This window comes from Pseudomonas sp. GW822-FHT04H02 (assembly GCF_058800645.1).
In genome coordinates this window covers 171,935-198,503 of the sequence record NZ_JBXAMM010000009.1, presented here as the reverse complement: position 1 = coordinate 198,503, position 26,569 = coordinate 171,935, and the positions used below count along the sequence as shown (strand labels likewise).

The window sequence follows — 26,569 nt, the reverse complement described above, 5'->3', positions numbered from 1 at the left end:
CGGATTTTCCTTATTGAAGACTTTTGACCATTTGACCGTTGTCGGTCTGCGCGAGTGGGTGGCGCTCCCGGATCTGGGCGTGGCCGGCCTGCGCGCCAAGATCGACACCGGGGCCAGCACCTCCAGCCTGCATGCCACCGAGATCGAGCCCTTCGAGCGCGACGGTGAGCAGTGGGTGCGCTTCAATGCCCACCTGGGCAGTGTGGTGCAGTTGCGTCACCGGCGCTGCGAAGCACCGCTGGTGGCGATGAAAACCATTAAAAGCTCCAACGGCCAGGCCCAGGTGCGCTACGTGATCAGCACCACCCTGGCCCTGGGCGATCGGGTGTGGCGGGTGGAGTTCACCCTCGCCTGCCGCAAGGCCATGCGCTATCGCCTGCTGCTGGGTTCCAAGGCTCTGATCGACGGCCAACTGGTGGTCAATCCGGGCATCAAGTACGTACAAGACAAACCGGTGTTCCCGGTATCCACTACCTCTGCCACAGGTGTTGCATGAAGATCGCTGTGCTGTCGCGTAACCCGCGTCTGTATTCCACTCGTCGTCTGGTCGAGGCCGGCACCGAGCGTGGCCATGAAATGGTGGTGGTCGATACCCTGCGGGCCTACATGAACATCGCCAGTCACAAGCCGCAGATCCACTACCGCGGCAAGCCCCTGGAAGGCTTCGATGCGGTGATCCCGCGGATCGGTGCCTCGGTGACCTTCTATGGCTGCGCGGTGCTGCGCCAGTTCGAAATGATGGGGGTGTTCCCCCTCAACGAATCGGTGGCCATCGCCCGCTCCCGGGACAAGCTGCGCTCGCTGCAGTTGCTGTCGCGGCGTGGCATCGGCCTGCCGGTGACCGGCTTCGCCCATTCCCCGGACGACATTCCCGACCTGATCGAGATGGTCAACGGCGCGCCATTGGTGATCAAGGTGCTGGAAGGCACCCAGGGCATCGGCGTGGTGCTGTGTGAAACCGCCACGGCGGCGGAATCGGTGATCGAGGCCTTCATGGGCCTGAAGCAGAACATCATGGTCCAGGAGTACATCAAGGAGGCCGGCGGCGCCGACATCCGCTGCTTCGTGGTGGGGGACAAGGTGATCGCGGCAATGAAACGCCAGGCCAAGCCGGGGGAGTTTCGCTCCAACCTGCATCGCGGCGGCAGCGCCAGCCTGATCAAGATCACCCCGGAAGAACGCATGACTGCGCTGCGGGCGGCCAAGGTCATGGGCCTGAGCGTGGCAGGGGTGGATATCCTGCGTTCCAATCACGGGCCGCTGGTGATGGAAGTCAATTCCTCGCCGGGCCTGGAAGGCATCGAGACCACCACCGGCAAGAACGTGGCGGGAATCATCATCGAGCACATCGAGAAGAACGGCGGGCCGAACATGACCCGGACCAAGGGCAAGGGCTAGGGATCGCGTGGCCGGCCTTGCGCTGGCAAGCCAGCTCCTACGGGCTATGTGCTGCCTGCAGGAGCGAAGCCCTGATCAATCCGCATCACGGGGCAGCAGCAAGCCCAGCGGCAGGCGTACCCGCGCTTCCAGGCCACCATCGGGGCGGTTGCGCAGTTCGACATTGCCACCGTGCATGGCGGCAATCCGCTTGACGATGGCCAGCCCCAGCCCGGTGCCCTTGCCGCCCCGGGCACGGTCGCCACGGGTGAAGGGGTTGAAGATCGCTTCCAGTTCCGAAGGATCGATCCCCGCGCCACGGTCCATCACGCTGAGCACCACATAGGGCGCATTGGTGTCACCGGACACATAGGCCGCCACTTCCACTTCCGTACCCGCATGATTCAGGGCGTTACCGATCAGGTTGTTGAGCAGACGCTTCATCGACACCCGGCGCAGCGGGAACGGCTGGATCGGCTCCAGGCGCAGGTGCACCCGTTCTTCGTTCTGGTTGTAGGGCGCCGCCACTTCCTGCACCAGATCGCCCAGGTCCACCTCTTCCACCGACTCGTCGCGCCCATCGCGAATGAAGGCCAGGAACTGGTCGAGAATGGCGTCCATGTCCTCGATATCCCGCACCATGTCGTCGGTCAGGTCAGTGTGATCGCCCATCAATTCCAGGGACAGGCGCAGCCGGGTCAGCGGCGTGCGCAGGTCGTGGGACACCCCGGCCAGCATCAACTCCCGTTCTCGCCCTGCCTGTTCCACGTCCTCGGCCATCTGGTTGAACGCGCGGTAGACCTCGGTCATCTCGCTGGGCGTATCGCTGATGGGCAGGCGCACGCTGCGCCCCTGGCCCAGTTGCCGGGCGGCATACACCAGGCGCTTGAGGGGCTGGTTGAGTTGGCTGACGAAAATCCAGGCCGAGGCGGTGGACAAGAGGCCAATGGCCAGGAACCAGCCCAGCACGCTCCAGATCTTCTGCCCCCGCAGCGGGTGGGGGTACAGCGGCACCTTGAGCCAGCCGTCCCCCAGGCTCGGCGCCCGCACCCAGAGCGCCGGCGGCGCATGCATGCGCAGGCGCACTTCGGTGTCGGCGCCCAGTTCGGCCTGCATCTGCCGCTGGTAGATCTCGCTGTAGGGCCAATGCTGCTCGCCGGCCGGTACGCCGCTGCCCACCACCTTGATCAGGCCGGCAGCCTCGGCGATCTGGTCACGGTTGGATTCATCGGCGGCCCAGTAGGCGCGCAGGGTCAGGGCCACGCCGTGGCTGTACTGCCGGTCCACCAGCACGTCCTCGTTCATCAACAGATAAACCAGGGTCAATGCCTTGGAAAACAGCACCACGATCAGCACCAGCCACAGGGTGCGGGAGAAGAAACTCTGGGGGAACCACAGCGGGGTTTTCATAACAGCCACTACACACTTTGCAGGAGCGACTCGCGCTCGCACCGTTGCGGAATGCGAACGCCCGGGTCGTTACCGGCCCGGGCGTTGGCTCCTACAAATCAATGATCACTTGGTCGCGGTGCCATCCGGCACAAAGACATAACCCACGCCCCAGACGGTCTGGATGTAGCGCGGCTTGGAAGGATCGGGCTCGATCATCCGACGCAGGCGGGAGATCTGCACGTCAATGGAACGCTCCAGGGCGTCCCATTCGCGACCACGGGCCAGGTTCATCAACTTGTCCCGGGTCAGCGGCTGGCGGGCGTTCATCACCAGCGCCTTGAGCACCGCGAATTCACCGGTGGTGAGCATGTGCACTTCATTGCCGCGCTTGAGCTCGCGGGTGGCCAGGGACAACTCGTAGTCGCCGAAGGTCACGCTTTCGTCTTCGCTGCCCGGCGCACCCGGCACCGGGGCGGACTGGCGACGCAATACGGCCTTGACCCGCGCCATCAGCTCGTCGGGGTTGAACGGCTTGGCCAGGTAATCGTCGGCGCCCAGTTCCAGGCCCTTGATGCGGCTCAGCTCGTCGCCCTTGGCGGTGAGCATGATGATCGGAATCTGGTTGTTCGCGCTGCGCAGGCGGCGGCATGCGGTCAAGCCGTCTTCGCCGGGCAGCATCAGGTCGAGTACCACCAGGTTGAACACTTCGCGACCCAGCAGGCGGTCCATTTGCTCGGTGTTCGGTACTGCGCGGGCACGGTAGCCCTTGCTGACGAAGAAACGCTCCAGCAGGCTGCTCAGCCCCGGGTCGTCGTCAACAATAAGAATTTTTTCGCCTTCAGCAGTTTGTACAGTGCTGCTCATTGGATGCTCCTCTAATCTCGGTGCGCATTATGGCGTAGCTGCCGTTATACGCACCGAGTGCATTGTTAGCAGATTTTTCCTCTATCGCCAGCAAACCCGCTGTCGGCCTGAGGCTGGCGATCACCCCGCAACGGCTAACGCTGGGTATAATGCGCCGCCTTTTGTGTTGGGCAATATCTGATCAGTACGCCTGCGGCCGGTTTATTTTTTTACCCGGGCCGGCAGTATTTTTTCGATTTCACGGGTCAACAGGCAGCCTTTTGATCCAGGTGGCGGCGCGTGCCAGGCCGCTCAACCAGACTCGCCGGGCCTTATTTTCGTGCCCGCGGGCCTGCTTTCACAATTTGTCAGGTGGTTTTATGGACAGCATCAACAGCCGCATTGCCGAGGAACTCGGCGTACGCCCACAACAGGTCGAAGCGGCCGTCGCTCTATTGGATGAAGGCTCCACCGTGCCCTTCATCGCCCGCTACCGGAAAGAAGTCACCGGCAGCCTCGATGACACCCAGCTGCGTCATCTGGAAGAGCGCCTGCGCTACCTGCGAGAACTCGACGAACGGCGGATCAGCATCCTGGCCAGCATCGAAGAGCAAGGCAAGCTGACCCCGGAGCTGGCACGCGACATCAAGCTGGCCGACACCAAGACCCGCCTCGAAGACCTTTACCTGCCTTATAAGCAGAAGCGCCGCACCAAGGGCCAGATCGCCCTGGAAGCCGGCCTCGGCGAACTGGCCGACGGCCTGTTCAACGACCCGAACCTGGCTCCGGAAACCGAAGCCGCACGCTTCGTCGACGCCGAAAAAGGCGTGGCCGACGTCAAGGCCGCCCTGGAAGGCGCCAAGTACATCCTGATGGAGCGCTTCGCCGAAGACGCCAGCCTGCTGGAAAAGCTGCGCAATTTCCTCAAGCAGGAAGCGACCATCAGCGCCCGCGTGATCGCCGGCAAGGAAGAGGAAGGCGCCAAGTTCCGCGACTACTTCGAACACGATGAACCACTCAAAAGCATGCCATCGCACCGCGCCCTGGCAATTTTCCGTGGCCGCAACGAAGGCATTCTCAGCTCCGCGCTGAAAGTCGGTGACGAACTGCCGGGCACCATGCACCCGTGCGAAGGCATGATCGGCCAGCAATTCGGCATCCAGAACCAGAACCGCCCGGCCGACAAATGGCTCGGCGAAGTGGTGCGCTGGACCTGGAAGGTCAAGCTCTACACCCACCTGGAAACAGACCTGCTGGGCGAACTGCGCGATGGCGCGGAAACCGAGGCGATCAACGTCTTCGCCCACAACCTGCACGACCTGCTGCTGGCCGCTCCGGCCGGCCCGCGCGCCACCCTGGGCCTGGACCCGGGCCTGCGCACCGGCTGCAAGGTGGCGGTGGTGGATGCCACCGGCAAGCTGCTGGACCACGCCACCGTCTACCCCCATGTGCCGCATAACAAGTGGGACCAGACCCTGGGCATTCTGGCTGCCCTGTGCGCCAAGCACTCGGTGGACCTGATCGCCATCGGCAACGGCACCGCCAGCCGGGAAACCGACAAGCTGGCGGCCGAGCTGATCAAGAAATACCCGGCCATGAAGATGACCAAGGTCATGGTCTCCGAAGCCGGTGCATCGGTGTACTCGGCCTCGGAGCTGGCGGCCAAGGAATTCCCGGACCTGGACGTATCGATCCGTGGCGCGGTGTCCATCGCCCGCCGCCTGCAGGATCCACTGGCCGAGCTGGTGAAGATCGACCCCAAGTCCATCGGTGTCGGCCAGTACCAGCACGATGTCTCGCAACTGAAACTGGCCCGTGGCCTGGACGCGGTGGTGGAAGACTGCGTGAACGCCGTGGGCGTCGACGTCAACACCGCCTCCGTGGCCCTGCTGGCGCGGATCTCCGGCCTCAACGCGACCCTGGCGCAGAACATCGTCAGCCACCGCGACGAACACGGTGCCTTCAAGACCCGCGCCGCGCTGAAAAAAGTCGCCCGCCTGGGTGAAAAGACCTTCGAACAGGCCGCCGGCTTCCTGCGTGTGATGAACGGCGACAACCCGCTGGACGCTTCCGCAGTGCACCCGGAAGCCTACCCGCTGGTACAACGCATCGCTGCCGACACCGGCCGCGACATCCGCTCGCTGATCGGCGACAGCGGCTTCCTCAAGCGCCTGGACCCGAAAAAGTTCACCGACGAAACCTTCGGCCTGCCCACCGTCACCGACATCCTCCAGGAACTGGACAAGCCCGGCCGCGACCCGCGCCCCGAGTTCAAGACCGCCGAGTTCCAGGACGGTGTCGAAGACCTCAAGGACCTGCAACTGGGGATGATCCTCGAAGGCGTGGTGACCAACGTCACCAATTTCGGGGCCTTCGTCGACATCGGCGTGCACCAGGACGGCCTGGTGCACATTTCGGCGCTGTCGGAGAAGTTCATCAAGGACCCACGCGAAGCGGTGAAGGCCGGTGACGTGGTGAAAGTGAAGGTCATGGAAGTCGATATCCCGCGCAAACGCGTCGGCCTGTCGATGCGCATGGGCGACACCCCGGGCGAGAAGATCGACGGTGCCCGTGGCTCCCGCCCCGGCTCGGCGCCACGCTCCTCCCAGGGCAATGCACCGCGCAAGGAGAGTGCCGCGCCCGCCCCGAGCAACAACGCCATGGCCTCGCTGTTCGCCAACGCCAAGCAGTTGAAGAAACGCTGATGCAGATCCCTGCCGGCCTGACCGAAAGCGCCTTCAGCCAATTGCTCGGCTGCCGTCTGCAACGCCTGGAAACCGGCGAAGCGGACGTCGCCCTGGAGCTGACCCCGCAACTGCGCAATCGCGGGCAGAAGCTGCACGGCGGGGCGATCTTCAGCCTGGTGGACATTGCCATGGGGCTGGCCTGCTCCAGCACCCACGGCTTCGACCAGCAGAGCGCCACCATCGAGTGCAAGATCAACTACATCCGCGCCGTGGCCGAGGGCGAGGTGCTGTGCCGGGCCAAGGTGATCCACCCCGGCCGCCGCACCCTGGTGGTGGAAGCGGATGTGATCCAGGGCGACAAACTGGTCGCAAAAGCACAAGGCACCTTCGCGGTCCTATAGCTCCCTGTCATGTATTTGGGTTAATTTCGGCGCTGCAAAAGCGGCGTCGGAGTTTTCTGCCCGCGCTAAAGCCAGATTCAGGGATGAAGGATTGGCGTTTTCAGGCGAGTCGGCTTGACTCAAAAACCAGGCGAAAACGCCAGTTTTAACTTCACCCTTGTAGACCGTCCTGCCCACCCCCATATTGGGGCGACTGACGCGTGAAGGAATCCAACTTGAGCGAACTTCTCAACCGCCGCCTGGCTCTGCTCGGCGAGCGCGCTAACCTCTCTCTGCTCGAGCAGTGCCTGCACGGTATCGAACGTGAATGCCTGCGTGTCACCGGCGAAGGCCGCCTGGCACAGACCCCGCACCCGGAAGAACTGGGTTCCGCGCTGACCAACGAACAGATCACCACGGACTACTCCGAGTCGCTGCTGGAGTTCATCACCCCGGCCCTCAAGGACCCGGCGGACACCCTGGCCAGCCTCGACAAGATTCATCGCTTCGCCTACAGCAAGCTCGGCAACGAGTACCTGTGGAGTCCATCGATGCCGTGCCCGTTGCCGGCCGAGGAAGATATCCCCATCGCCTACTACGGCACCTCCAACATCGGTCAGCTCAAGTACGTGTACCGCAAGGGCCTGGCCCTGCGCTACGGCAAGACCATGCAGTGCATTGCCGGGATCCACTACAACTTTTCCCTGCCGGAACAGCTATGGCCGCTGCTCAAGCAGGCCGAGGGCTTTGTCGGTACCGACCGTGACTACCAGTCCTCGGCTTATATCGCGCTGATCCGCAATTTCCGTCGCTACAGCTGGCTGCTGATGTACCTGTTCGGTGCCTCGCCGGCCCTGGACGCGGGCTTCCTGCGCGGCCGCTCGCACCAGCTGGAGCAGTTGGACGCCGAGACCCTGTACCTGCCCTACGCCACCAGCCTGCGCATGAGCGACCTGGGCTACCAGAGCAAGGCCCAGGCCGGCCTGACCCCTTGCTACAACGACCTGAATAGCTACACCGACAGCCTGCGCAAGGCCGTGGCCACGCCCTACGCGCCCTATGTGGAAGTCGGCACCCACAAGGATGGCGAGTGGGTGCAACTGAACACCAACATCCTGCAGATCGAAAACGAGTACTACTCCAACATCCGCCCCAAGCGCGTGACCTACACCGGCGAGCGGCCGATCCAGGCGCTGATGGCCCGGGGTATCCAGTACGTCGAAGTACGCTGCCTGGACATCAACCCGTTCCTGCCACTGGGCATCGACATCCAGGAAGCCCGCTTCCTCGACGCCTTCCTGCTGTATTGCGCACTCAACGACAGCCCGCTGTTCGAGAACAACGAGTGCGGCAATGCCACCTCGAACTTCCTCGCCGTGGTCAAGGAAGGCCGGCGCCCGGGCCTGCAGCTGCAACGCCAGGGCCAGCCGGTGGAAATGAAGGAGTGGGCCGCCCAACTGCTGGAGCAGATCGCCCCTCTGGCCGCCCTGCTCGACCAGAGCCATGGCAGCGACGTGCACAGCAAGGCCCTGGACGCCCAACTGGCCAAGGTCAAGGATTCGTCCCTGACCCCTTCGGCCCAGGTGCTGGCGGCCATGAGCGAGCACAAGGAGAGCTTCACCCAGTTCTCCCTGCGCCAGAGCCAGGCCCATGCCGAGTACTTCCGCAGCCAGGCCCTGAGCAAGGAAGAGCAAGCCGCGTTCGAAGAAGCGGCGCGCAAATCCCTGGAACAGCAGACCGAGCTTGAACAGAACGAGGTGGGTGATTTCGACGTGTTCGTCGGTGCCTACCAGGCCAGCATCCTGGCCATCAGCAACTGACGCTTCGCCGGCAAGCCGGCTCCTACACCCCTCCCGTAGGAGCCGGCTGGCCGGCGAACAGCACGCTGAATATTCCCCTCATAAGCTAATGCAAATAAGTTATTTATTTCTGCATTCTTAGATCATTTAGTCTCCTCCCACGCCGATCACCGGCCGCCTATGAGGAGCCTCCCATGAAACTGCATTTCCCCCTTCGCCTCCTGGCGGCCGCGTCCCTGGCCGCAGCGAGTTTCTTCGCCCAGGCGGCCGACGTCACCGTCGCCTACCAGACCACCGTCGACCCGGCCAAGGTCGCGCAAGCCGACGGCAGCTATGAAAAAGCCACCCAGGCCAAGATCAACTGGCGCAAATTCGATAACGGCGCCGACGTCATCGCCGCCATCGCTTCCGGCGATGTGCAGATCGGCTACCTGGGCTCCAGCCCGCTGACCGCCGCCATCACCCGCAAGGTGCCGGTGCAGACCTTCCTCATCGCCACCCAGATCGGCGCCGCCGAAGCCCTGGTGGCCCGGGACGGTTCCGGGATCAACAGCCCTCAGGATCTGGTCGGCAAGAAGGTCGCCGTGCCCTTCGTTTCCACCGGCCACTACAGCCTGCTGGCAGCCCTGAAGCACTGGAACATCGACCCCTCGAAAGTGCAGATCCTCAACCTCGCGCCACCGGCGATCATCGCCGCCTGGAAGCGCGGCGATATCGACGCCACCTACGTCTGGGACCCGGCCCTGGGCGTGGCCAAGGAAAACGGCAAGGTGCTGATCACCTCCGGTGAACTGGCCAAGTTCGGCGCGCCGACCTTCGATGCCTGGATCGTGCGCAAGGATTTTGCCGAGAAGCACCCGGAAATCGTCACGGCCTTCGCCAAGGTGACCCTGGATGCCTACGCCCAGTACCGCAAGGACCCGCAAGCCTGGCTGGCCAACCAGGGCAACGTCGACAAGCTGGTGAAACTCTCCGGAGCCAAGGCCAGCGATATCCCGCTGCTGCTGCAGGGCAACGTCTACCCGCTGGCCGCCGACCAGGTGGTCAGCCTCGGTGCGCCGACCACCAAGGCCATCACCGACACCGCCGCGTTCCTCAAGGAGCAGGGCAAGGTCGAGGCAGTGCTGCCGGACTACGCCCCCTACGTCAGCGCCAAGTTCATCCCTGAATAACCCGCGTCAGGACAGGAGATAGCCGTCATGGCCTTGCTACAACTGGAGCGCATCAGCGCACAGTACCCCGGCGCCGCCGAACCGGTGCTGGCGGATATTTCCCTGACCCTGGGGCCACAGCAACTGCTGGTCGCCCTGGGCCCTTCCGGCAGCGGCAAGACCTCGCTGCTGAACCTGATTGCCGGCTTCGTCGAACCCAGCGCCGGGCGCATCCAGCTCGATGGCGTACCGGTGCAGGGCCCCAGCGCCGAACGCGGCGTGGTGTTCCAGGACGATGCCCTGCTGCCCTGGCAGGACGTGCTGGGCAACGTCGCCTTCGGCCTGGAGCTGGCCGGCGTGGCCCGCGACAAGCGCGAAGCCCGGGCTCGGGAAATGCTTGCCCTGGTGGACCTGGCCGGCTTCGACAAGCGCCGCATCTGGCAGCTCTCCGGTGGCCAGAAGCAGCGTGTAGGCCTGGCCCGCGCCCTGGCAGCCGACCCGCGGGTGCTGCTGATGGACGAACCCTTCGGTGCCCTGGATGCCTTCACTCGCGAGCAGATGCAGGAGCTGTTGCTGCAAGTCTGGCGGCGCACTGCCAAGCCGGTGTTCCTGATTACCCACGACATCGAGGAAGCGGTGTTCCTGGCCACCGACCTGATTCTCCTGGCGCCCAACCCGGGGCAGATCGTCGAACGCCTGAACCTGGACTTCGGCCAGCGCTACGCCGCCGGCGAGTCGGCGCGGGCGATCAAGTCCGACCCGCGGTTCATCGAAACCCGCGAACACGTGCTGGCCCGGGTGTTCTCCCAGCGCAGCGCCACCCAGCAGCAGGAGCGGCCATGAGCAGCTACGAGATTCCCGCCACCGCCACCGGCGATGCCAACCCCAAAGCGCCACAAATCGCGCGCCGCAGCCTGAGCACCCGCTGGATCAGCGTGCTGACCCTGGTGGTCCTGCTGGCCTTGTGGTGGGCCGTCACCGCCACCGGCCTGATCGAGCCGCTGTTCCTGCCGCCCCCTTCTGCGGTGCTGCAAAAGGGCTGGTTGCTGGCCACCAGCGGCTACATGGATTCCACCCTATGGCAGCACCTGGCGGCGAGCCTGCAACGCATCGGCCTGGCCCTGGGCTTTGCCGTGCTGACGGCGATTCCGGTGGGCATCGCCATCGGCGCCAACCGCATCGCCCGTGGCGTGCTCGACCCTTTGATCGAGTTCTACCGGCCGATTCCGCCCCTGGCCTACCTGCCGCTGATCGTCATCTGGTGCGGCATTGGCGAGCTGTCCAAGGTGCTGCTGATCTACCTTGCGATCTTCGCCCCGATCGCCATCGCCACCGCCACCGGCGTGCGCACCGTGGACCCGGCGAAGCTGCGCGCCGCCCAGTCTCTGGGGGCTACCCGGGCCCAGCTGATTCGCCATGTGATCCTGCCCAGCGCCTTGCCGGACATCCTCACCGGCGTGCGCATCGGCCTGGGCGTGGGCTGGTCGACCCTGGTGGCGGCAGAGCTGATTGCCGCCACCAGCGGCCTGGGTTTCATGGTGCAGTCCGCCGCGCAATTCCTGGTCACCGATGTGGTGGTGCTGGGGATCCTGGTGATTGCCCTGATCGCCTTCGCCATGGAAATGGGCCTGCGCGCCCTGCAGCGCAAGCTGGTGCCCTGGCATGGCCAGAGCCACTGACTGGCGCCTGCCTTGCGTCGATTGCCCCGGTTGTCTGTAGCCGTGCATGCCAGCGATTTCAAGATTGATGCAGATAAACCGAATCCGACCACGCCGACGTCCGGCGCCGTACAAGAGAACGACCATGAGCCTGACCATCACTCCTCTAAGCTCCGCCCTCGGCGCCCAGATCGGCGGCATCGATATCAGCCAGCCCTTGAGCATCGAACATCGTGACGCCATCGAGCAGGCGCTGCTCAAGCACCAGGTACTGTTCTTTCGCAACCAGCCGGTCACCCCGCAGCAGCAGGCGCGTTTCGCCGCATGCTTCGGCGACCTGCACATCCACCCGATCTACCCCAATGTGCCGGAGCAGCCGGAGGTATTGATCCTCGATACCGCCGAGACCGACGTGCGCGACAACGCCATCTGGCACACCGACGTAACCTTTCTGCCGACCCCGGCCCTGGGCGCGGTGCTCAGCGCCAAGCTGCTGCCGGAGTTCGGCGGCGATACCCTGTGGGCCAGCGGCATTGCCGCCTACGAGGCGCTGTCGGAGCCAATGAAGAATCTGCTGCAGGGCCTGACCGCGACCCACGACTTCACCAAGTCCTTCCCTCTGGAGCGCTTCGGCAACACCCCCGAGGACCTGGCGCGCTGGGAAGAAACCCGGCGCAAGAACCCGCCGCTGTCGCACCCGGTGATCCGCACGCACCCGGTGAGCGGGCGCAAGTCGCTGTTCGTCAACGACGGCTTCACCACCCGGATCAATGAGCTGTCGGAGAGCGAAAGCGCAGCCATCCTGCACCTGCTGTTCGCCCACGCCACCCGCCCGGAATTCACCATTCGCTGGCGCTGGCAGGAGAACGACATTGCCTTCTGGGACAACCGCGTGACCCAGCACTATGCGGTGGACGACTACCGTCCACAGCGCCGGGTGATGCAGCGCGCGACCATTCTTGGGGATGTGCCGTTCTTGCGCTGAAACGCGGGGATGCAGCAAACCCCGGCCGCGCTGCATGAGCGGGGCCGGGGCCACTGGCTATTTGACGCCGGCGGGGGCTTTCTTCTTGCGATTGCCGATATGGATCGCCTGGCCATTCACGGCCAGCGCGGCTTCATGCAGGGCTTCGGACAGGGTCGGATGGGAGAACACCATCATCCCCAGGTCCTCGGCGCTGGTGCCGAACTCCATGCCGATGGCCCCTTCCTGAACCAGCTCCGCCGCGCCCGGCCCGATCACATGCACGCCCAGCACGCGGTCGGTGCCTGCATCGGCAATCACCTTGACCAGCCCGGCGGTGTCGTTGGCCGCCATGGCCCGGCTGCTGGCAGCGAACGGGAAGGTGCCGATGTTCAACTCGACGCCCTCGGCCTTGAGGGCCTGCTCGGTCTGGCCGACCCAGGCGATTTCCGGGTGGGTGTAGATTACCGAGGGGATCAGGTCGTAGTTCAACGGGTGCCGATGCCCGGCAATCCCCTCGGCCACCATCACCCCCTCTTCAGAAGCCTTGTGCGCCAGCATCGGGCCGCGTACCACGTCGCCAATGGCGAACACCCCGGGAACGCTGGTGCAGCACTGGCCATCGACGTGGATGAAACCGCGTTCGTCCAGGTGCACGCCGCTGTCGGCGGCCAGCAGATCGGTGGTCAGGGGGCGGCGACCGACGGCGACGATCAGCCGGTCGAACACCTGCTGCTTGTCCTCGCCGGCCTCACTGAGGCTGACCTTGACGCTGTCGCCCTGCACTTCGCAGGCCGTCACCCGGGCGCCCAGGCGGATATCCAGGCCCTGCTTGCCGAGGATCTTCTGCGCCTCCTTGGCGATCTGCGCATCCACCGCCGGGAGGAAGCTGTCAAGGGCTTCCAGCACTGTGACTTCAGCCCCCAGGCGTGCCCAGACCGACCCCAGTTCCAGGCCGATGACGCCGGCACCGATCACCCCGAGGCGCTTGGGCACCTGGGTGAATTCCAGGGCGCCGGTGGAGTCCACTATCACCTCGCCGGCCAGGGGCGCCGCGGGAATGTCGATCGGCCGCGAGCCGGGAGCCAGGATGATATTGCCGGCGCTGATGCGTTGCGTGCTGCCATCGGCGGCGGTGACTTCCACTTCCTTGTTGGCCAGCAGCTTGCCGTGACCTTCCAGCAGGGCCACGCCATTGGCCTTGAACAGCGAGGCAATGCCGCCGTTGAAATTGCGCACCACGTTGTCCTTGCGCGCCAGCATGGCCGGCACATCCATCTGCGGATTGCTGATGCCGATGCCGTGCACTTCGAAGCCGTTGCGCGCTTCGTAGTAGTGGTGGGAACTGTCCAGCAGTGCCTTGGAGGGAATGCAGCCAACGTTCAGGCACGTCCCGCCCAAGGCGGTCTTGCCATCCTTGCCCTTGTAGCGCTCGATGCAGACTGTCTTGAGCCCCAGTTGCGCGGCCCGGATGGCGGCGACATAGCCGCCGGGACCCGCACCAATAACGATCACATCGTAACTTTCACTCATAGGTTGCCGTCCTTTGCACAGACAAACTCGACCACGGCCTCCATGGTCGCGCTGTCCTTGAGAATTTTCAGATGGCCCAACCCGCGAGTCTGCAAGACCCGCCGGTGTCGCAAGCCTTCGGCGAAGGATTGCAGGTCATCTGCCGGGACTTCCTGATCCTGCTGGTCATGCACCAGCAGCACCGGGACCTCCACCTGGCGCCCATAACGGCTGACCGCCAGGCTGGCCATGTCCTTCTGATAGCGTTGCTCAACCAGAAGTTGCATGCGTTGCCTGACGTCATCGTTGATCCACAAAAATGCGCCAAAGCGCCGGACCACGTTTTCGATATCGGCCGGCGCGGCCACCAGGACCGCCCGCTGGAAACCCTTGCCGACCGGAGTGCTCAAGGCATACCCGGCGGCAGCGCCGCCCAGGGAGTGACCAATCACGGTGTCGAAGGGCCCCAGTTGCTTTTGCACCTGGTCGAGCATGCTGACGAAGGTCGGCAGCGAGGCCTGCCGACCGCCGCTGCCGCCATGGCCGATGCAGTCGAAGGAGAGGACCTCGCAGCCCTCCTCCAGCAACAGCGGGATCAGGTACTGCCACTGGGTGCTGGCGCCACTCCAACCGTGCACCAGCACCACCCGGCGCCGGACCTGCGGTGGAGTCCAGCGAAAGCAGCGCAGGCGCCCCTGGTCGGTTTCCAGGTCCTGCACCGTGGCGCTGGGCAAGGTCTGCGGAAAATGCTGGCGCAGCCGTTGTGGCGTCGTGAACATCTTCAGCGCCCGTGCTGCAGCGCGCTGGGGAAAAAGCCGCGACTCGATCCAGAAGCTGCAGCGAAGCAGCCCCAGAACCCCGTTGTAAATGCCCTTGAAGAGCATCTTCCTGAAGCTGTTGCGCCGGCCCCTGGCAGGTGCCGGCCTTGGCTCTTGGGTCGCCATCTTCCTTCCTCATCGACTACAGAATTCAAGCGCTGGGCTACAGCTTCACCATGTTGAAGTCCAACTTGCTCACGCCGCATTCCGGGCAGGTCCAATCCTCGGCAATGTCGTCCCAGGCGGTGCCCGGAGGCACCCCCGAATCCGGATCGCCAAGGCGTTGATCGTAGATCCAGCCACAGATCAGGCACATCCACAGGCCGGATTCGGCCACAGCGTTTTCAGCGTAGGTGCTCATGGGTGGTCAACCATCATCAAAGGGTTATGCGTTGTTCTCATGCGCTGGCCTGAGCCACTTCGGCCACCTTGACGTTCTCCACGAGGAACTGCGCCACCTGCTCCAGTACCGCGGCATCGGAGAGGATCCGCACATGCCCGAGCCCGGACACCGGCTCCAGCTTGGCCCATGGCATCAGCGTGGTGATCTGCTGCGCTTCGCAGAACGGCACGATCGGGTCGTTGAGGTCATGCAGCACCAGGGTTGGCAGTTGCAGGGCGTTGCCCAGCGCCGGGATATCCCAGTGCTCCACCGGCACGCCGTTGCGTTTCCACAGTTCCCGGTGCATGGCCTGGACCACCGCCGGCTTGAGCTTCAGGTAGCCGTTGGCCCAGCGCTGGATCACCACCGGCAGGTTGGCCGGCGAACCCAGCAGGCACAGGGCCTTGATCCGATGAGTCTCGGCCAGTTCGGCCAGGGCTCCGGTGGCGGCGATCCCGCCCAGGGAATGGGCAACGATACCCACCACGTCACCGAGGGCGACAATCGCCGCTTTCACCGCGTCCTTGAACTCGGTCATGGTGCTCAGCGAGCCCGGCGAGATGCCGTGGGCCGGCGCATCGAAGGTCGCGACCTTGAAGCCCTGGCGCTGCAGGACCCGGGTGAAGGAATACAGGCTGCGGCTGTCCGCACCCCAGCCATGGACCAGCAGGATGGTCTGGTTGCCCGTGCCCCACTGATAGCCATGGGGAACGCCGGGGATACCCTTGATATGGAAACGCTGGGCGCCCAGGGGGCTCATTTCCTTGTCCGGCTGCTTGATGTATTCCCGGGTGTAGCCGAACAGGTCGGTGGCCTTGGCCCCGGCGGTCTCCAGCGACACCGATCCCAGCACGCCCATGTAGCTGCGCAGCATCTGCTGCTTCATGGTCAACGGGCCGTTGGCGGCCCGGGCTCCGGGGGTGCTCGGGTCACCGGCCGCCTGGGCTGGTTGGTCGAAGGACTCATAGAAACCGTTCACCGGGTCGTACAGGTGGCAGCTACGCGCCACGTGCCACACGTCCTGCACGGTCATGGGCTTTTCCCGGACCATGCCGGGGAAGGCCGTCTTCAACGCGGCCTGGGCTTCGGGCAGGTTGTAGTGGGGAATGATCGGCGCCACATGGTGCGCGGTGTGCACCGAAATGTAGTGGGTCAGGAACAGCAGCCACTTGGGGTACATGTAGTCGGTGGTCAGCAGCAGGCGGCTGCTGTTGAAGCTCCAGTGTTCCTTGGTGAGGAACGGGGTCTCGTCGCTGATGTGGTGCATCATGGTGGTCAGGCTGAACCAGGCATGGGTCGCCAGCCACGGGGCGATGAAGTACAGGAACAGACCGGTGAAGCCGGTGAAGTAGACCAGGGTCGGCAGGTAGATCAGCGCAGCCACCACCATGAACAGGATCGAGCGACGCACTTCGTTGCGCGCTTCGAGCTTGTGGAACATCGACGGACGGAAGCCCGAGTGACGCTGGTAGTTGACCGTGCCCAGCCAGAACAGCCAGGTGCGGGTGCTGCTGTAGACCAGCTTGTCCCACCAGGGCATGGCGTCATATTGCACGCGCAGCACCGGGCGCCAGTCGACGTCCATTTCCAGGTTGTTGGTGTTGGCGTGGTGCATGTTGTGCATGTGGCGCCAGCCGTGGAACGGGTACAGCAACGGCAGCAGCGCGATGTGCCCGAGGATGTGGTTGAAGCTGCGGTTGCGCGAGAACGAGTTGTGCCCGCAATCGTGAGCGACACAGAACAGGCCCCAGCCGCCCAGGCCCGCCACCAGCCACAGCGGCAGGTAGAACATCCAGTGCACGTGGGCGACCGCCACGATGGCACCGATGTAGAGCATGTAGCTGACGACGAAGCTGAGCATCCCGCGCCATACCCGCGGCTGATACAGGTGCTTGGGGATTGCGTCGGTCAGACGCAGGCCCTCGATCTCCTGAGAGCGTCGGAGCAGGTCATTGAATTTATCGTTTTTTTGCGAGGGCATCTGTGCAATGGCCATGGCCAAGCTCCTGCGAAGTCAAACTTCGGATGTGGTCAGTTCATTGGCCAGGTATTTGGACAGGTCATCGATGCTGGAGTATTCGAACAGCAGGGCCGGCGACAGGCGCTGCTCCATGAACTTCTCCAGGTCACCCGCCACCTTCACCGCTACCAGCGAATCGAGGCCGTAGGACTCGAAACTGCGGGCGGTATCGACCTGGGAAGGATCGATCTTCAAGAGCGCGCCCATCTTCTGCACCAGCCAATGCTTGATGCTGTCCTCGTTGAGTTCGACCGCCGCCTGTTTTTTCTCTGAGAAGCTCAGAGTGCTCAGCAAATTGGAGATGAAATTGGACATAGGATCTTCCTTGATGAGTGAGGTGGTTAATACGATCAGCCGATTGGGCGTTTCAGGACGAGGCCTGGCGCTTGCGGACTTTGTCGATCATTGCCTGGGACGGGGAACGCAGGTCTGAGACCAGTCTCAGCTTGCCCATTAACGCCAGTGTCCAGCCCGACAGGTCGGGCTCCCACCAGTGCACGCCATGCCGGTACCAGGCAGGGAATGCGTGGTGATTGTTTTGCAGCCCCTCGCCAAAGGTGAGGAAGGCCACGATCCAGTTGTTGGTGCTCTGGTCGTGGGTCACGAACGGGCGAGCGCCGTAGCGGTGGCAGATGGAGCCCACACACCAGGCCGCCTGGTTGGCGACGAAGATCCGCGCCAGGCCGCCGAAGATCAGGCCGCTCCAGGCACCGGACCAGCTCTGGCTGACCAGCCCGCCGATCACCCCTGGCAGGATTACCCCCAGGGCCACCCAGAACAGGTAGGTCTGGTTGTAGAAGAACAGCCGGCGGTCGCGCAGGATGTCCGGGGCGAAGAAGTTCCAGCTCGACATGTCCGGGGCCAGCATCCACGGCATGTGCGCATGCCACAGCCCCTTGGCCCGTTGCCAGCGGCTCTGGCCCATGAGGTTGGGGGAATGCGGGTCACCGTGCTGGTCACTGTAGGTGTGGTGCCGGCGATGGGTGGTGACCCAGAACAGGATCGGCCCCTGGGCCGCCATGCAACCGGCGATCAGCATCAGGCTGCTCATCAGCCGCGAGGTCTTGAACGCACGATGGGCCAGGTAACGGTGGTAGCCCATGGAAACCCCGAACATCTGCACCGCATAGAACACCGCGAAGAGGATGAAATCCAGGGCATGGACCTGGCCGGTGAACCATAGTCGGATTGCCTCGAAGGTCCCGAACAGGGGCACCAGCATGACTGCCAGCGCGATCCGCGCCTTGGTCCTGGCCGCACTCGGGCTCAGCTGGGCAACCCCGCCGACCTCTGGTGTCGCTGTATTGGTGAGTATCTCGTCCATGAATTGCTTCCTGTGAGGTAGGGACCGGCAATCAGCTTTCTGAAGGTTCTGCAGCCACGGTCGGGCCGGGCCGTTTGACATCCCAGGCCAGGCCGCAGAGGGCGAGCAGCTCGATGAACAGGCCGCCAATATCCAACTGCCAGGGTTTCAGGCCGGCATGGGCCAGCGCCGGGAAGGCGTGGTGGTTGTTGTGCCAACCGCCCCCTACCGTCGGAATCGCCAGCCAGAACACGTTGCGGCTGGTATCCCGGGTCTTGTGGTCGCGGCCGCCAACCCGGTGGGCAAAGGAGTTGATGCACCAGGTGGCGTGGTCCACCAGGAAGATCCGCACGAAGCCGCCCCACAGCAGGCCGCTGAGCGCGCCCTCCCAGCTGCGGGTTATCAGCCCGCATGCCAGGCTGGGCAGCAGCAGGCCGAGGATGATCCACAGGTAGTAGCGCTGGTTGATCTGCATGATCAGTCGATCGCGCAGCAGGTCCGGCACGAACTGGCTCCAGTTCTGCTTGCGCAGGCTGAACAGCCAGCCCAGGTGAGCGTGCCACCAGCCCTGGATATTGCCGATAAAACCCGCCTTGAGCGGACGCGGCGAATGCGGGTCGCCTTCCTTGTCGGTGAAGGCGTGGTGCTGGCGATGGGTCGCCGCCCAGAACAGGATCGGGCCCTGCGCCGCCATCGAACCGGCGATGCCGAAGAATGCGGTGATCACCGGGCCGGCCTTGAACGCATGGTGGGAAAAGAACCGGTGCATGCCCACTTCCACTCCCAGGGCGGTCAACAGGTACATGCTGGCCAGCGCGCTGATTTCCAGCCAGCCGATGCCCTGATGCCAGGCCAGCACCAGGGCCACCACGGTGCCCACTGCCGGAGTTGCGACCGTCAGCCAGGCCAATTGCCGCTCGCGCTGGCCGGTGCGGTCGATATGAGGATTCATGGCCGTCATGACAGGGCATCCGTAGCAGTTTTAAGGGTAGGTGCCGCAGCCGCGCGACTGGCGCCATAGCGCGCCAGCGTGTCGTTGAGCAGGGCCTTGCGGGTGGCCTGGCGCTGGACCTTGCCACTGGTGGTCAGTGGAATGCCGCCCATGGGCGCCAGGTGGATGCGCGCCGGGGCCACGCCGAACTGGCTGACCAGCGCACTGGTGATCACCTGGCGCAGCTGTTCCTGCTGGGCTTCATCGAGTTTCTCGCTGCGCTTGACCTCGGCCACGATCGCCAGTTGTTCCTGCTGGCCGTTATCGATGCCCACCGCCACGCAGCCGTTGCTGCGGATGCGCGGGTCGGCGCTTTCCACCGCCAGCTCCAGGTCCTGGGGATACAGATTGCGCCCGGCAATGATGATCAGGTCCTTGAGGCGCCCGGTGACGAACAGCTCATCGCGGTGCAGCGCGCCAAGATCGCCGGTGCGCATGAAACGTCCATGGATGCCCGGCAGGCTGGCGCGAAACACCTGCTGGCTCAGCGCTTCCTTGCCCCAGTAGCCGGCGCCCACGTTGTCGCCCTGGACCCAGATCTCGCCGATCTGGCCGTCGGCCACCGGTTGCAGGCTGACAGGGTCGACAATCGCCACGCGCAGGCCCGGGGCGACCCTGCCGCTACTGACCAGCGGTAGGGCCCGGGCATCCTCGGCATCGACGATGGCCAGGGTGCCACTGGCGAGTTGGTCCCGATCCACCTGGGTATTGAACGCCGGCTCATCGTGGCGCTTGCCCGAGACCAGTACGGTGGCCTCGGCCAACCCGTAGCAGGGGCCCAGGGCCGCCGGGTTGAAGCCGGCGGCGGCAAAACGTTCGGAGAAGCGTGCCAGGGTGCTCTGGCGCACCGGCTCGGCCCCGCAATAGATAGCCTTGAGCTTGCTCAGGTCGAGCTCTGCCAGTTCCTCGTCGGTGATGTTTTCGACACACAGGTCGAAGGCGAAGTTGGGCGCGATGGTGACGTCGGCGCCGTACCTGGACACCGCATCCAGCCAGCGCAGCGGCCGCTGGACAAAGTGCCCGGGGCTGATGAGCACGGTAGGGAAGGCATCGAAGATCGGCTGCAGGATTCCGCCCATCAGGCCCATGTCGTGATAGGGCGGCAGCCAGCTGCAACCCACGCGATTCCTGGCCGGGCCCATCCACTGGCTGGCACTGCGGCAATTACTGTAGAGGTTGTCGTGGGTCAGCATCACGCCCTTGGGCGCCGAGGTGGAGCCCGAGGTGTATTGCAGCAGGGCCAGTTGGCCGTGGGCGAGCGCCTGCCCGCGCCAGGATGAATTCGCCTCGGCCAACTGCTCCGGGTCAACCCACTGGGGCGCGGGCAAATCACCCTGGAGCAGAGCGTTGACCCGCTCCTGGGACCGCATGAAGCGCGAGCTGGTGAGCACCAGTTGCGGATGGGCATCAGCGCAGATCAGTGCCAGCCGCTCCAGCCCCCGGGTCCCCACTGGGGGAAAGGCCGGGATCGCCACGGCACCGGCCAGCAGCAGGCCGAACAGTGAAACGATGTAGTCGATACCGGTCTCGAACAGCATCAGCACCCGTTTTTCACGGGGCTCGAAGATCTGCAGCGCGGCGGCCAATCGTTGACTACGCTTCCACAGTTCGGCGTAGCTGATCGACGCCTCCTCCCGCTCGCCATCGAGCAGATGGATGAAGGCAATGGCATCGGGTTGCCGCCATGCGCGATAGGCCAGTACTTCGGTAACCGAACTTAAACATTCGATGCCCGGGACTTCAGCCAACGGCAGATCATCAACTGCTACATGCGCTGAGATGGCTGGATTGACATCATTAAGATAATCACGAGGCACGGCGTAGTTCATTCAAAATCCTTTTTAAATGGAGAGCCATATATTGACCTGAAGGTCGTTTATTATTTTCAGCACTAAGGAACCGAACAAACGCCCCTAAGAAGGGGAGCTCTTACTAGGCAGTAGACAAAGATGTCATTTTATTGACAGAGCAACGCATTCACTTGATGAATGCATATTTTTTTATGTCCCACAGGGAATAGCGTGGGCAGGAAAGTGAAATCTGGATGCGTTGAGAAGTCTGCCACCAGCTTGTATATTTTGCTAATGCACAAATGGACACTTACAGGGAGAAAATGGACATGGATGTGCTCACGCTTATTGCGCTGGAAGGTGCCATGGGATCGAGTGTCGCGATCACCCTGGATGTGCTGCGAACAGCTAACCAGGTCGCCGAAGTCATGGGCCGGCCAACCATCACCTGGAAGATTATCGGCAGCAGCGAATCGGTTCGCATGCGCAACGGCATGCGCCTGGATGCCCAGCCACTGGACAAGGTCCAGGCCATCGAAGGCAGCATGCTGGTGATCCCGGGACTGGGGCTGGAGAACACCCAGGAGCTGGATTTCTTTGGCTGTCGCCGGGAAAAAAGGCTGCCTGGGCTCAGCCTGTCCAGCGAACTGATCACCCGGCTCGGGCACGCCGATATCCGCAAGCTCAGCCAGTTGGTGCATGACCATCACCGCCGCGGGCAGCAGACGGCGGCGTCCTGTTCAGCAGTTTTCGTCCTGGGTGAGGCGGGGGTTCTGGAGGGGCATACGGTCACCACTCATTGGCAACTGTATGAAACTTTCAAAGAGCGTTATCCCGAAGCGATACTCGACACAAAACGCATGCTTATTCATGACGGAAATATGATTACAGCAGGCGCAGGCATGTCGCAAATGGATCTAATGCTCTACATATTGCGTAATAAGATGGGCAATCAGATTGCTGAATTGACCATGCGTTATCTGTTGATAGATGGTCGACCGGCGCAATATCACTACATGGCCCTGTCCAACTTGCAAACGGAAAACCGTGAAGTTTTGTTAATGGAGAAGTTCATCGAGGATTGCCTGCCCAACGTTCCGCCACTGAGCACCATTGCCGAACATTTGCGTATAACCGAGAAGACCTTATCCCGCAGAATTCGTAGCGCCACGGGAAAGCCGCCCATGGCCTTCATTCAGAAAGTTCGCCTGCAACATGTTCAAAGCTTATTGGAAACCACCAATATGAGCATTGAAGAAGTTGCTTTCAAAGTGGGCTATGCCGATTCCACCGCTCTACGCCGCCTGATGTGGAAAAACATGGGCTGCACCCCCAGCCAGTTGCGCAAGACCCGCTCCGGGCCGCCGATCATCTAGGCCCCGGCTGCTTATCACTTCTCCTCCTCGGCTGCGCCTGGCGCGGCCGGGGGCACCTTGCACAACGGCACCAGCAACAACGCCACCACGAACATCATCGCCATCAGGCGGAACACATCGCCAAAGGCCAGGGTCAGCGCTTCACGCCCCACCAGGCGGCCGAGAATGCCCTGAGCCATCAGGAAAGCGTGGCTGGCATCCGGTGTATCGGCGGCAATCTTCAGCGCCAGTTGGCCCATGAGTTCCTGGGCGGCGACAGCCTTGCTCCCCAGCGACTCGGACAGGCGCAGGACCTGAGTCCGGGCATCGTCCTGCAGCCAGGTGTTGACCGTAGCAATACCAATGGCGCCGCCCAGGTTGCGCATCAGGTTGAACAGCCCGGAGGCCTGGCGCAGTTCAACCCCCTGGAACGAGCTCAAGGCCATGTTCACGCTCGGCACGATGCACAGCATCAGGAACAGCCCACGCGCCACCTGCGGCACCAGCAACTCATCGAATCCCCAGTTGGAGGTGACCCGGGAAGTCAGCCACAGGCTCAGCGCCAGGCCGAGGAAACCCACCGAGATGATCAGGCGCCGATCAACTTTTTCCGAGGCCCGGGCAGCAATAATCGTACTGACCAACTGCCCGATACCCACGACAAAAACCGTGGTGCCGATTTCCAGGCTATCGAAGCCACGCACCCGGCCAAGAAACACCGGCACCAGGTAGGTCGACGAATAAAGGCCAAAACCGATCACCAGGTTCAACAGGCAGGCAATGGAAAAGGTGCGGTCGCGAAACGGCACCAGGGACACGATCGGGTTGTTCGAATACAACGAGCGCTCGATGAACAAACCAAAGGACACAAGGGACACCCAGGCCGCGATGACGATCCCGGTATCGCTGAACCAGTCCTTGCGCGGCCCCTCCTCCAGCACGTATTCAAAACACCCCAGGGCCAGCGCCATGGCGACGAAATGCAGCCAGTCGATACGCCGCAGCATGGACAGGTCCGGGCGATCCACATCGATCAGCAACGCCGCACCGATGCAGATCACCAGCCCCGGCAGCACGTTGATGAAGAAGATCCAGCGCCAGTCCAGGTAGAAGGTCACCAGGCCGCCCACCGTGGGGCCCAGGGTCGGTGCCAGCACCGCGGTCATGCCAAGGATTGCCGGGACCATCGCCCGCTGCTTGCCTTCGAACAACACGAACCCCACGGCGAATACCGTGGGCACCATCGCCCCGCCGGCAAAGCCTTGCAGGGCCCGCAGCACGATCATCGACTCGATGTTCCAGGCCATCCCGCAACCCACGCTGAACAGGGTAAAGAACGCCGCGCTGGCAGCGAACAGCCAGCGGGTGGAAATCGCCTGGGCGAGAAACGCCGAGAAGGGAATCATGATCAGTTCGGCAATCAGATAGGCGGTCTGCACCCAGCTCACTTCATCAGGGCCGGCACTGAGCCCGGCCTGCACGTCGTTGAGCGAGGCCGCCACGATCTGGATGTCGATCAGCGCCATGAACATGCCGAAAGCCATGATCGTGAAGACCAGAAACTTGCGCTTGGTGGACTGTTGGCCGGGCTGGGCACCCGCTTCGGAGAGGTCAGTTGCGCTTGTCGTCACGGTAGGTACTTCCCTGTAGTATTGCGACCGACATGTGAATATTATGATCGTAATTCAAAACAGCATGGAGCTTCAACATGGAGCAGAGCACCCAGACTCAGAACGCCATCCTGCAAGCCGCCCAAGAGTCCGAGAAGCCGCGCAAGCGTTCCAAGCGCCCGCTGATCGCCGGCGCTATCGCCCTGACATTGGTAGCAGTCGGGGTTGGCTGGGTGCTGATGGCGCCGTCGACGCAGGCCACGGACGATGCCTACATCGCCGCCGATGCGACCTCCGTCGCGCCGCGGGTCCATGGCCTGGTGACAGAGGTGCTGGTCAAGGATCACCAGAACGTCACCGCCGGGCAGCCCCTGGTGCGCATCAACAGCGAAGAGTTCGACAGCCGGGTATCCCTGGCCGAAGGCGATCTGGCGGACAACCAGGCCCAGGTCGCCCTGGCCGAGGCCGCGCTGACCATCCAGGACGCCGAGCAGCGCCTGGCCAGTGCCCGCGTGCAGGCGGCGCGCACCTCGATCCGCACCAACCAGGCCGAATCCAAGCGTGCCGGTGCGGAGCGCAATCGCTTCGATACCCTGGTCACCACCGGCGCCGTGGCGCGCAACGAGGTGGAGAAATACAGCACCCAGGCCATCTCCGCCGAACAAGGCCTGGCCTACGCCCAGGCCATGTTGCAAGTGGCGGAGAACGACCTTGCGGTCACCACCGCGCAACGGCAACGCCTGCAAGCGCAATTGCAGATGGCCAAGGCCAAGGTGGTAACCGCCAAGGCGCGGCTGGAACTGGCCCAGCAGGACCTGCGCCACACCACCATCTATGCACCGATGGACGGCACCGTCGGCAATCGGCAGATCCAGGTTGGCGATTACGTGCAACCGGGTTCGCGCCTGCTGACCCTGGTGCCGCTGCATGACCTCTATGTACTGGCCAACTTCAAGGAGACCCAGACCCAGCACATGTACCCGGGGCAATCGACGCAGATCAAGATCGATGCCCTGCCAGGCGTCAGCATCACCGGCACCGTGGAAAGCCTGGCTCCGGGTTCAGGCTCGACCTTTGCCCTGCTGCCCTTCGAACCGGGCACCGGCAACTTCACCAAGATCGTCCAGCGGGTGCCGGTGCGCATTCGCTTCGACGCCAACCAGTCCGGCCTCGAACGCCTGCGGCCGGGCCTGTCGGTGACCGCCAAGGTCGACCTCGATGATCCCCAGGACCGCACCGTGGCCGGCAGTCCGTCCTCCTTGAAAGTCAGCAGCACGACCAGGTAACGACGCCTGCCGCCCCGCTCCAGGCGGCAAAGCCAACAGCCCCCGGCAGATCGCTCTGCCGGGGGCTGTTTTATCGGTGCAGGAGCAGACTTACCTCACTCTGCCGTCGAAGGTTTTTCCCACAGGTTGATGCGCCCTTCTTTGGCGAAATGATCGATTTCCGCCAGTTCCTCGACACTGAAGCTCAAGTTCTGCAACGCCCCGACGTTCTCGATGATCTGCTCCGGCCGGCTGGCACCGATCAGCGCCGAGGTCACCCGCGAGTCGCGCAGGGTCCAGGCCAGGGCCAGTTGCGCCAGGCTCTGGCCGCGGTTCTTGGCGATCTCGTTGAGCGCGCGGACATGGGCGATATTGGCATCCGACAAGTGCGAAGCCTGCAACGAGCCGCCCCCCGGACGATTGACCCGCGCATCCTCGGGAATGCCATTGAGGTACTTGTCGGTAAGCAGGCCCTGGGCCAGCGGCGTAAAGGCGATGACCCCGGCGCCGAGCTCCTCGGTGGTGTCCAGCAGGTCCTTCTCGACCCAGCGGTTGAGCATGTTGTAGGCCGGTTGATGGATCAGCAGCGGCACCTTCCACTCCTTGAGCAACGCGGCGATTTCCCGGGTCTTGGCCCCCGAATAGGAAGAAATACCGATATACAGCGCCTTGCCCTGCTGCACGGCGGCGGCCAGGGCGCTGGCGGTTTCCTCCAGCGGCGTATCCGGGTCGAAGCGGTGGGAATAGAAGATATCCACATAGTCCAGGCCCAGGCGCTGCAGGCTCTGGTCGAGGCTGGCCAGCACGTACTTGCGCGAACCGCCGCCCTGGCCGTAAGGCCCGGGCCACATGTCCCAACCGGCCTTGCTGGAGATGATCAATTCATCGCGATAGGCCTTGAAGTCTTCACGCAGCAGGCGGCCGAAGTTGATTTCGGCGCTGCCGTAGGGCGGGCCGTAGTTGTTGGCCAGGTCGAAGTGGTTGATCCCCAGGTCGAAGGCGGTGCGCAGCAAGGCACGCTGGGTGTCGATCGGCGTGCTGTCGCCAAAGTTGTGCCACAGCCCCAGGGACAGCGCCGGCAGTACCAGGCCACTGCGGCCGACACGGCGATAGGGGATGGAGTCGTAGCGGTTTTCAGCAGCTATGTAAGTCATCGAATCCTCTCTGAGTCAGGTCTTTCCAAAACGACTAACGTCGATCAAAGCGCCCCACGGTAGGAGCCGGCTTGCCGGCCAAAGGCCCGCAAGCCTTAACCACCACGAGCGCCTTCGC

23 protein-coding genes are annotated in these 26,569 nt (G+C 63.4%); 11 read left to right on the top strand and 12 right to left on the bottom strand.

The genetic code is table 11. From position 1 onward, the window contains the following. The first annotated feature begins 13 nt into the window (after positions 1-13). Both rimB and rimK read left to right on the top strand, forming a co-directional pair. The gene (gene rimB / locus AC1RMG_RS30475; RefSeq protein WP_007931742.1) at positions 14-496 is read left to right on the top strand and encodes a retropepsin-like aspartic endopeptidase RimB; all 483 of its coding nucleotides are present in this window, start codon (positions 14-16) and stop codon (positions 494-496) included. After that, positions 493-1,398 (top strand): 30S ribosomal protein S6--L-glutamate ligase, encoded by a 906-nt coding sequence (gene rimK / locus AC1RMG_RS30470; RefSeq protein WP_007931744.1) that lies wholly within the window; start codon positions 493-495, stop codon positions 1,396-1,398. The genes rimB and rimK overlap by 4 nt, the downstream gene beginning before the upstream one ends. A gap of 75 nt (positions 1,399-1,473) precedes the next feature. Here rimK and AC1RMG_RS30465 read toward each other — a convergent pair whose 3' ends face one another. Next, complete coding sequence (locus tag AC1RMG_RS30465) at positions 1,474-2,787, bottom strand: ATP-binding protein (RefSeq protein ID WP_011058657.1); 1,314 nt, start codon at positions 2,785-2,787, stop codon at positions 1,474-1,476. 105 nt (positions 2,788-2,892) lie between these two features. Then, the gene (gene ompR, locus AC1RMG_RS30460; protein ID WP_011058656.1) at positions 2,893-3,633 is read right to left on the bottom strand and encodes an osmolarity response regulator transcription factor OmpR; all 741 of its coding nucleotides are present in this window, start codon (positions 3,631-3,633) and stop codon (positions 2,893-2,895) included. A 359-nt stretch (positions 3,634-3,992) separates the two neighbouring features. Between ompR and AC1RMG_RS30455 the strand changes: the two genes are divergently transcribed. From AC1RMG_RS30455 to tauD, 7 genes are all read left to right on the top strand, one after another. After that, entirely contained in the window at positions 3,993-6,317 is a 2,325-nt protein-coding gene (locus AC1RMG_RS30455) for a Tex family protein (RefSeq protein WP_011058655.1), read from the top strand. Beyond that, entirely contained in the window at positions 6,317-6,700 is a 384-nt protein-coding gene (locus tag AC1RMG_RS30450; protein WP_011058654.1) for a PaaI family thioesterase, read from the top strand. The genes AC1RMG_RS30455 and AC1RMG_RS30450 overlap by 1 nt, the downstream gene beginning before the upstream one ends. A gap of 215 nt (positions 6,701-6,915) precedes the next feature. Further along, positions 6,916-8,499 (top strand): glutamate--cysteine ligase, encoded by a 1,584-nt coding sequence (gene gshA / locus AC1RMG_RS30445; RefSeq protein WP_026020196.1) that lies wholly within the window; start codon positions 6,916-6,918, stop codon positions 8,497-8,499. Between the two features lie 173 nt (positions 8,500-8,672). Beyond that, positions 8,673-9,650: a taurine ABC transporter substrate-binding protein gene (gene tauA, locus AC1RMG_RS30440; RefSeq protein WP_011058652.1), complete on the top strand. Its 978-nt coding sequence runs from the start codon at positions 8,673-8,675 to the stop codon at positions 9,648-9,650. 27 nt (positions 9,651-9,677) lie between these two features. After that, positions 9,678-10,472: a taurine ABC transporter ATP-binding subunit gene (tauB, locus tag AC1RMG_RS30435; protein ID WP_011058651.1), complete on the top strand. Its 795-nt coding sequence runs from the start codon at positions 9,678-9,680 to the stop codon at positions 10,470-10,472. Then, positions 10,469-11,308 carry a taurine ABC transporter permease TauC gene (gene tauC, locus AC1RMG_RS30430; RefSeq protein WP_041115196.1) on the top strand — a complete coding sequence of 280 codons (840 nt, stop codon included), beginning with the start codon at positions 10,469-10,471 and terminating at the stop codon, positions 11,306-11,308. The genes tauB and tauC overlap by 4 nt, the downstream gene beginning before the upstream one ends. Positions 11,309-11,432: 124 nt before the next feature. Beyond that, on the top strand, positions 11,433-12,272 hold the full coding sequence (gene tauD / locus AC1RMG_RS30425) for a taurine dioxygenase (RefSeq protein WP_493170921.1): 840 nt from the start codon (positions 11,433-11,435) through the stop codon (positions 12,270-12,272). 57 nt (positions 12,273-12,329) lie between these two features. Here tauD and lpdA read toward each other — a convergent pair whose 3' ends face one another. From lpdA to AC1RMG_RS30385, 8 genes are all read right to left on the bottom strand, one after another. Next, positions 12,330-13,784 (bottom strand): dihydrolipoyl dehydrogenase, encoded by a 1,455-nt coding sequence (gene lpdA, locus AC1RMG_RS30420; RefSeq protein WP_123431243.1) that lies wholly within the window; start codon positions 13,782-13,784, stop codon positions 12,330-12,332. Continuing rightward, positions 13,781-14,542: an alpha/beta hydrolase gene (locus tag AC1RMG_RS30415; RefSeq protein WP_169892889.1), complete on the bottom strand. Its 762-nt coding sequence runs from the start codon at positions 14,540-14,542 to the stop codon at positions 13,781-13,783. Before AC1RMG_RS30415 ends, lpdA begins: the two co-directional genes overlap by 4 nt. Positions 14,543-14,744: 202 nt before the next feature. Continuing rightward, on the bottom strand, positions 14,745-14,942 hold the full coding sequence (locus AC1RMG_RS30410; protein ID WP_011058646.1) for a rubredoxin: 198 nt from the start codon (positions 14,940-14,942) through the stop codon (positions 14,745-14,747). A 37-nt stretch (positions 14,943-14,979) separates the two neighbouring features. Further along, complete coding sequence (locus tag AC1RMG_RS30405) at positions 14,980-16,959, bottom strand: alpha/beta fold hydrolase (protein ID WP_015633761.1); 1,980 nt, start codon at positions 16,957-16,959, stop codon at positions 14,980-14,982. 18 nt (positions 16,960-16,977) lie between these two features. Continuing rightward, positions 16,978-17,298 (bottom strand): acyl carrier protein, encoded by a 321-nt coding sequence (locus tag AC1RMG_RS30400; protein ID WP_011058644.1) that lies wholly within the window; start codon positions 17,296-17,298, stop codon positions 16,978-16,980. Between the two features lie 52 nt (positions 17,299-17,350). Beyond that, positions 17,351-18,307, bottom strand: a complete 957-nt coding sequence (locus tag AC1RMG_RS30395) for an acyl-CoA desaturase (RefSeq protein ID WP_015633760.1) — start codon at positions 18,305-18,307, stop codon at positions 17,351-17,353. A 31-nt stretch (positions 18,308-18,338) separates the two neighbouring features. Continuing rightward, positions 18,339-19,247 carry an acyl-CoA desaturase gene (locus AC1RMG_RS30390; RefSeq protein ID WP_493170919.1) on the bottom strand — a complete coding sequence of 303 codons (909 nt, stop codon included), beginning with the start codon at positions 19,245-19,247 and terminating at the stop codon, positions 18,339-18,341. Beyond that, a complete protein-coding gene (locus tag AC1RMG_RS30385) occupies positions 19,244-21,025 on the bottom strand; it encodes a fatty acyl-AMP ligase (RefSeq protein WP_493170917.1) in 1,782 nt (593 codons plus the stop codon). The genes AC1RMG_RS30390 and AC1RMG_RS30385 overlap by 4 nt, the downstream gene beginning before the upstream one ends. Positions 21,026-21,396: 371 nt before the next feature. Between AC1RMG_RS30385 and AC1RMG_RS30380 the strand changes: the two genes are divergently transcribed. Further along, complete coding sequence (locus AC1RMG_RS30380) at positions 21,397-22,443, top strand: GlxA family transcriptional regulator (RefSeq protein WP_011058640.1); 1,047 nt, start codon at positions 21,397-21,399, stop codon at positions 22,441-22,443. A 14-nt stretch (positions 22,444-22,457) separates the two neighbouring features. Here the strand turns inward: AC1RMG_RS30380 and AC1RMG_RS30375 are convergent, their stop codons facing one another. Next, positions 22,458-24,053: a DHA2 family efflux MFS transporter permease subunit gene (locus AC1RMG_RS30375; RefSeq protein WP_011058639.1), complete on the bottom strand. Its 1,596-nt coding sequence runs from the start codon at positions 24,051-24,053 to the stop codon at positions 22,458-22,460. A 77-nt stretch (positions 24,054-24,130) separates the two neighbouring features. On the opposite strand from AC1RMG_RS30375, the gene AC1RMG_RS30370 reads away from it, so the two are divergent. Further along, positions 24,131-25,318: an HlyD family secretion protein gene (locus AC1RMG_RS30370; protein ID WP_125062550.1), complete on the top strand. Its 1,188-nt coding sequence runs from the start codon at positions 24,131-24,133 to the stop codon at positions 25,316-25,318. Positions 25,319-25,413: 95 nt separating this feature from the next. Here AC1RMG_RS30370 and mgrA read toward each other — a convergent pair whose 3' ends face one another. Further along, positions 25,414-26,451: an L-glyceraldehyde 3-phosphate reductase gene (gene mgrA, locus AC1RMG_RS30365; RefSeq protein WP_493170915.1), complete on the bottom strand. Its 1,038-nt coding sequence runs from the start codon at positions 26,449-26,451 to the stop codon at positions 25,414-25,416. Positions 26,452-26,569: the final 118 nt, after the last annotated feature.